Raw genomic sequence first — 7299 nt, 5'->3', positions numbered from 1 at the left:
CCTGGCCCGCCGCCCGCGCGGCGGCGCTACGGCTCGCGGAGCGCCCGGAGTCGTACGCCGGAATCCTCTGCACGATCGACCTGACCGCCGATCCCCTCGACACCTACCGCTCCCTGCTCCCCCTGCGTCCGCCCGGCGTCGACTTCCTCCTCCCGCACGCCAACTGGGGCACATACGGCCGGCCCCCGGGCAGGCACCGCCCCGCCCCCACCCCCTACGGCGACTGGCTCACCGCCGTGTTCGACGCCTGGTGGGACATGAAGCGCCCCGAAGCCCCCGTCCGCATCCGTCTGTTCCAGGAGATCGCCGCCCTCCTCCTCGGCGCTCCCAGCCGTGCCGAGGCCGTTGGACTGTCGCCCGTGGCAGCCGTCGTCGTGGAGACGGACGGTGCCATCGAGCAGGTCGACGCGCTCAGGTCGGCGTACGAGGGAGCCTCCGAGACCGGGCTGAACGTCCACCGGCACTCCTTCGACCAGGCCCTGCGCCACCCCGGTGTGGCGGCACGCCAGCTGGGGGAGCGGGCGCTCGCCGACGAGTGTCTGGGCTGCCCCGTGGGGAAGGTGTGCGGTGGCGGGAACTATGTGCACCGGTACGCTCCGGGGACCGGGTTCCGGCATCCGAGTGTCTACTGTGCCGATCTGGAGCGTCTGGTCCGGCACATCGCCCATCGCCTGGAGCACACGGCCGGGCCGGCGTCACCGGCGTCCTGACCGGAACCTTTGCTCAACCCAACACCTCTGAAGCCGATCTGACGCACAATTGAATAACCTGTGCACTCACGTGACCAGGTTCAGTCGAGGGGAAACGGCGAGATGGCGGCGGAACTCGGACACGTCACGGTGGTGTTCGCCGGACAGAGCGAGTCCTGGGCCAAGTGGATCGACCACCAGATCCGGGCCGCGGGACGGGGCACCACGCTGATCAGGTGGAATCCGCTGCGGCGGCCGCCGTCCGCCGAGGCGTTCGCCGACCTGCTGAGCGCGCCGGGGCGCGTGCTGCTGGTGATCGACGACTGGTACGAGCGGTTCGGCGCCGAGCGGTTCGACGCCTGGGCCGAGGCCCTGCGGCAGGTGCTGCCGGCGTACCAGGACCGGATCGCCGCCGTGAGTATCACCGCCCGGCCCATGCCGGAGGCCGTCATCGCCCTGGCCCCCGTCGAACTGCGCGGCCTCAGGCCGGAGATCGCGCGCAGCCGCGTGCTGGAGTGCGCGGGCATCCCGGCCCCGGGCACCCTGATCGACCTGCGCCGCGGCCCCCGGTTCCCCGACGACCCGCCGGACGTGTGGCAGGTCCCGCGCCGCAACCGCCGTTTCATCGGCCGCACCGAACTGCTGGAGAAGGTCTACGGCGCCTTCTCCGCCGCCGGGCCCGACGGCGCCGCCGTGGCGCTGCTCGGCCCGGGCGGCTTCGGGAAGACACAGCTGGCGCTGGAGTACGTCCACCGGTTCGCCGGCGAGTACGACATCGTGTGGTGGGTCAGCGCATCCCAACGCGTCACCGCCCGCCAGCAGTTCGCCGATCTCGCGCCCGCGCTGGAGCTGCGGGACGCCGGTGATCTCGCGGCCACCATCACGGCCGTACGGCGGGCACTGGACGGCACTCAGCGACCCTGGCTGCTCGTCCTGGACGGCGCCGGGGACCCGGAGCGGCTGGCCGACCTGCTGCCCGAGGGGCGCGGGCACGTCCTGATCACCACGCACCGCAGCGAGTGGGGCGCCCACGCCGAGAACATCGCCGTGCCCGTCTTCGAGCGCGCCGAGAGCGTCGCCTTCGTCTCACGGCGCACGGAGCGGCTCAGCGACACCCAGGCCGCGCGCCTCGCCGAGGCCGTGGAGGACATGCCGCTGCTGCTCGACCAGACCGCCGCCTGGCTGGACATCAGCCCGACCGTGCCGGTCGACGACTACATCCGGGACATTCGCGACGGCCGCCCGGACCGCTTCGGTGTGATGCCCTCCGGCCAGTACCCGGAGAGCTTCGAGGTCGCCTGGGCCAAGCTCGTCAACACCCTGCGCGAGGGCTCCGAGTCCGCCTGGCAGCTCCTCAACCTGCTCGTGTGCTTCTCGCACGACGTGGTGCCGGTACGGCTGCTGCAGACGGCCCGGCATGGCGATCTGCCCGCCGAACTGGCCGAGTTGATCACCGAGCCCAGCAGCTGGAACACCGCGCTGCGCCGGCTGTCGGAGATCACTTCCATGCGCATCGAGTACGAACCCGGCCCGCGGATGGACACCCAGACCGTCGGCACCCTGCGCATGCACCGCCTCTTCCACCGCTTCGTCCGCTCCATCCAGTCACCTGCCGACGCCGAGCGCTATGCGGCGGCCGCCCGCAAGGTCCTCGTATCCGCCGACCCGCGCGACTCCTCCTCGGCCGGCAACTGGGCCCGGTACGCCGCCCTCATCCCGCACCTGGAACCGTCCGGCGCCCTGGAGTCGGCCGACGACGACGCCCGGGAACTCGTCCTGAACTGCATTGAATACCTGCGGATGCGCGGCGAGTACCACGACGGCTGGTGGCTCAGCCGTACCGCCGTCAGGCACTGGGAGGCCAGCTCCGGCGACACCGACCGCTCGGTGCTCGTCGCCGCCCACCAGCTCGCCAACATGCTGCGCCGCCTCGGCCGGTACGAGGACGCGAAGACCGTCGGCCAGAAGACGCTCGGGCGCCTGGAACGCGCTGACGACGTACGGCCCATCGAGATCATCCGCGCCAAGGACGGCCTCGGCGGCACCCTCATGGCGCTCGGCCGGTACGGCGAGGCCCGCGCCCTGTTCGAGGAGGCCGCCACGGCCGCCGCCGCGGAACTCGGCGGGGAGCAGGTGCCGCGCACCCTCACCGTCCGCAGCAACCTCGCCGTCGCCCTCGGCCTCCAGGGCCGCTACGCCGAGTCGCTCGCCCTGCACCGCAAGGTCTTCGAGGCCCGGCTGGACATTCTCGGCGGCCGTGACGCCCTCACCCTCAACTCCGCGCTGCACACCGCCTGGATGCTGCGGCTGCTCGGCAGCTACCGGGAGGCGCTGGCCATCCAGGGCCACAACTGCCGGGTGCACAGCCAGGTACTGGACCGCACCCACAGCCAGACCCTGCTCGCCGAGCACAACCTCGCCCTGTGCGCCCGCCGCGTCGGCGACCTGCAGTTCGCGCACGCCATGCTGCGCGGGGTCCGGGAGAAGCTGATCCGCCGGCGCGGGCCGCTGCACCCGGAGACGCTGATGGTGTCCTGCGACTACGCGATGATGCTGCGCGACCTGGAGCGCACCGAGGAGGCCCGCGACCTGGCCGAGGCCACCGCCACCCACTACGCGGCCCAGCTCGGCGAACGCCACCCGTACGCGATCGGCGCGCGGGACAACGTGGCGACCATCATGCGGGACCTGGGCGAGCACCGGGTGGCGCTGGACCTGTCCCGGCAGGCCGCTCGTCAGATGCGGCGGGCCGTCGGCAAGGACCACCCGTGGGCCATCGGCTGCGCCAAGAACGAGGTCGCCGCGCTGGCCGCCGTAGGAGAGACCGACGAGGCGGCCGAACTGGGCCGGGAGGCCGCCGACCGCTCCGCACGCGTCCTGGGCGACGCACACGTGCTCACCATCAGCCTGCGCGCCGGCCTCGCACTGGACCTGGCCGAGCTGGGCAGGCGGGACGAGTCCGAGGCACTCCACCAGGACGCGGTGGCCCGCCTCACCTCACTCCTCGGCGCCGACCACCCCCACACCCGCCACATCCTCGAACGCCACCGCCCGTACTGGGACTTCGAGCCGCAGCCGATCTGACGGACCGACGGCACGGCAGTTCCCCAGGGGCGCGGGGCTGTATCGATATGCGGCTCCGCCGCGTGGGCGCGAGCAACCACAACGAATCCGCACTCGCGCATGCCCGAAACCACCCCTCTGGGTAGGCGAAAGGCCCGGTACCGAGCAAGAACTCAGCACCGGGCCCGCCGGAGACCTACGCTTCGAAAACCTCGCGCACCAGCTGCTCCTGCTCGGCCTGGTGCCGCTTGGCGGAGCCGACGGCCGGGGACGAGCTGTGCGGACGCGAGATGCGCCGCAGCCGCTCGCCGTGCGGGACGTCCGCGCCGACCGCCAGGTCCAGGTGGTCGATCAGGTTGAGCGCGATGAACGGCCAGGCACCCTGGTTCGCCGGCTCCTCCTGCGCCCACAGGTATTTCTCGGCGTTCGGGTACTTCTTGATCTCCGCCTGGAGCTCGGCACCCGGCAGCGGGTACAGCCGCTCGATGCGGATGATCGCCGTGTCCGTGGCGCCGCGCTTCTGACGCTCGGCCTCCAGGTCGTAGTACAGCTTGCCGGCCACGAAGACGACCTTGCGGACCGCGGCCGGGTCCGCCGTCGCGTCGCCGATGACGGGACGGAACTGACCCGAGGTGAACTCCTCCGTCTTCGACGCGGCGGCCTTCAGACGCAGCATCGACTTCGGGGTGAAGACCACCAGCGGCTTGTGGTGCGGGTTGTGCACCTGCCACCGCAGGAGGTGGAAGTAGTTCGACGGCAGCGTCGGCATGGCGACCGTCATGTTGTTCTGGGCGCAGAGCTGGAGGAAGCGCTCGACGCGGGCCGAGGAGTGGTCCGGGCCCTGGCCCTCGTAGCCGTGGGGGAGGAGGAGGGTGACGCCGGACGTCTGGCCCCACTTCTGCTCCGCAGCCGAGATGTACTCGTCGACCACCGTCTGCGCGCCGTTGACGAAGTCACCGAACTGCGCCTCCCACATCACGAGCGCGTCGGGGCGGGCCAGCGAGTAGCCGTACTCGAAGCCCATGACCGCGTACTCGGACAGCAGGGAGTTGTAGACGTTGTAGCGTGCCTGGTCCTCGGCGAGGTACTGCAGCGGGGTGTACTCCTCGCCCGTCTCGCGGTCGATGAGCACCGCGTGGCGCTGGCCGAAGGTGCCGCGCTGGGAGTCCTGGCCGGACAGCCGGACCGGGGTGCCCTCAAGGAGCAGGGAGCCCACAGCGAGCGTTTCGCCCATGCCCCAGTCGATCGTGCCGTCCTCGACCATCGTCGCCCGGCGCTGCAGCTGGGGCAGCAGACGCGGGTGCACGTGGAAGGTGTCCGGGATGTTGACCTGGGACTCGGCGATGCGCTTGACGACCTCCGAGGAGATCGCGGTGCTCGCGGCGACCGGGAAGTCCGCCTGCGGGTCCGGCACCGGGCCGGTGCCCTGCGGGGACGTGACGGCCTCGCGGACCTCCGTGAAGACCTTCTCCAGCTGCCCCTGGTAGTCCTGCAGGGCCTGCTCGGCCTCTTCCAGGGTGATGTCGCCGCGACCGATCAGGGACTCGGTGTACAGCTTGCGAACCGAGCGCTTCTTGTCGATCAGGTCGTACATCAGCGGCTGGGTGAAGGCCGGGTTGTCCGACTCGTTGTGACCGCGGCGGCGGTAGCAGATGAGGTCGATCACCACGTCCTTGTTGAACGCCTGGCGGAACTCGAAGGCCAGACGGGCAACGCGCACGACAGCCTCGGGGTCGTCGCCGTTCACGTGGAAGATCGGGGCCTCGATCATGCGGGCCACGTCCGTCGCGTACATGGAGGAACGCGAGGACTCGGGGGCCGCGGTGAAGCCGACCTGGTTGTTGATGACGATGTGGACCGTGCCGCCGGTGCGGTAGCCGCGCAGCTGCGACATGTTCAGGGTCTCGGCCACCACGCCCTGGCCCGCGAAGGCCGCGTCGCCGTGCAGCGCGACCGGCAGGACCGTGAAGTCCGTGCCGCCCTTGTTGATGATGTCCTGCTTGGCGCGGGCGATGCCCTCGATGACCGGGTCGACCGTCTCCAGGTGGGACGGGTTGGCGGCCAGCGAGACGGTGATCTGCTCGCCGTCCAGGCCCGTGAAGGTGCCCTGGGCGCCCAGGTGGTACTTCACGTCGCCGGAGCCGTGCATCGACTTCGGGTCGAGGTTGCCCTCGAACTCGCGGAAGATCTGCGCGTACGACTTGCCGACGATGTTCGCAAGAACGTTCAGGCGGCCGCGGTGGGCCATGCCGATGACGACCTCGTCCAGGCGGGACTCGGCCGCGGAGTCGATCACGGCGTCCAGCAGCGGGATGACGGACTCGCCGCCCTCCAGCGAGAACCGCTTCTGGCCGACGTACTTCGTCTGCAGGAAGGTCTCGAAGGCTTCCGCCGCGTTCAGGCGGCGCAGGATCCGCAGCTGCTCCTCGCGCTCCATCTTGGAGTGCGGGCGCTCCACGCGGTCCTGGATCCACTTGCGCTGCTTGGGGTCCTGGATGTGCATGAACTCGATGCCGATGGTGCGGCAGTACGAGTCGCGCAGCACGCCGAGGATGTCGCGCAGCTTCATCAGGGACTTGCCGGCGAAGCCGCCGACCGCGAACTCGCGCTCCAGGTCCCACAGAGTGAGCCCGTGCTCGGTGATGTCCAGGTCGGGGTGCTTGCGCTGCTTGTACTCCAGCGGGTCGGTGTCGGCCATGACGTGGCCGCGGACCCGGTAGGAGTGGATCAGCTCGAAGACGCGGGCGGCCTTGGTGACGTCGTCGTCGTGGCTGGCGTCGATGTCCTTGAGCCAGCGGACCGGCTCGTAGGGGATGCGCAGGGCCTCGAAGATGTCGTCGTAGAAGCCGTTCTCGCCCAGGAGCAGGTTCGCGACCTGGCGCAGGAACTCGCCGGAGGCGGCGCCCTGGATCACCCGGTGGTCGTAGGTCGACGTGAGCGTCATGACCTTCGAGACGCCGAGCTTGTTCAGGGTGTCCTGGCTGGTGCCCTGGAACTCCGCCGGGTAGTCCATGGAGCCGACGCCCATGATGACCGACTGGCCGGGCATCAGACGCGGGACCGAGTGGACGGTGCCGAGGCCGCCCGGGTTGGTCAGGGAGACCGTGACACCGGTGAAGTCGTCCATCGTCAGCTTGCCGTCACGGGCGCGGCGGACGATGTCCTCGTAGGCCTGCCAGAACTCGAAGAAGTTCAGCGTCTCGGCCTTCTTGATGGCGGCCACGACGAGCTGGCGGTCGCCGTTGGGCTTCACCAGGTCGATGGCCAGGCCGAGGTTGACGTGCGCCGGCTTGATGAGGGTCGGCTTGCCGTCCTTCTCGCCGAACGACCAGTTCATCGCCGGCATGGCCTTGATGGCCTGCACCATCGCGTACCCGATCAGGTGCGTGAAGGAGATCTTCCCGCCGCGGGCGCGCTTGAGGTGGTTGTTGATGACGATGCGGTTGTCGAACAGCAGCTTCACCGGGACCGCGCGGACCGACGTGGCCGTCGGCAGCTCCAGCGAGGCGTTCATGTTCTTCGCGACCGCGGCGGCCGGGCCGCGCAG

Annotated in this window: 2 protein-coding genes and 1 pseudogene; 2 read left to right on the top strand and 1 reads right to left on the bottom strand. The window is 70.4% G+C overall.

What is annotated here, in order from left to right; translation table 11 throughout:
* Positions 1-710 (top strand): annotated as a pseudogene (locus M878_RS63065) (FxsB family cyclophane-forming radical SAM/SPASM peptide maturase); the annotation flags it as partial.
* A 102-nt stretch (positions 711-812) separates the two neighbouring features.
* The gene (fxsT, locus tag M878_RS63060; RefSeq protein WP_023546821.1) at positions 813-3773 is read left to right on the top strand and encodes an FxSxx-COOH system tetratricopeptide repeat protein; all 2961 of its coding nucleotides are present in this window, start codon (positions 813-815) and stop codon (positions 3771-3773) included.
* A gap of 175 nt (positions 3774-3948) precedes the next feature.
* Here fxsT and M878_RS63055 read toward each other — a convergent pair.
* On the bottom strand, positions 3949-7299 hold a 3351-nt coding region (locus tag M878_RS63055; RefSeq protein WP_023546820.1), incomplete at its 5' end, for a multifunctional oxoglutarate decarboxylase/oxoglutarate dehydrogenase thiamine pyrophosphate-binding subunit/dihydrolipoyllysine-residue succinyltransferase subunit.

The organism is Streptomyces roseochromogenus subsp. oscitans DS 12.976 (genome assembly GCF_000497445.1).
Classification (GTDB): Bacteria; Actinomycetota; Actinomycetes; order Streptomycetales; family Streptomycetaceae; genus Streptomyces; species Streptomyces oscitans.
The sequence above is the reverse complement of the archived record's forward strand: the minus strand, read 5'-3'. Positions and strand labels throughout refer to the sequence as shown.

Excerpts from the sequence above, each read along its gene's own strand:
- fxsT (WP_023546821.1), top strand. The coding sequence starts at position 813 with ATGGCGGCGGAACTCGGACACGTCACGGTGGTGTTCGCCGGACAGAGC.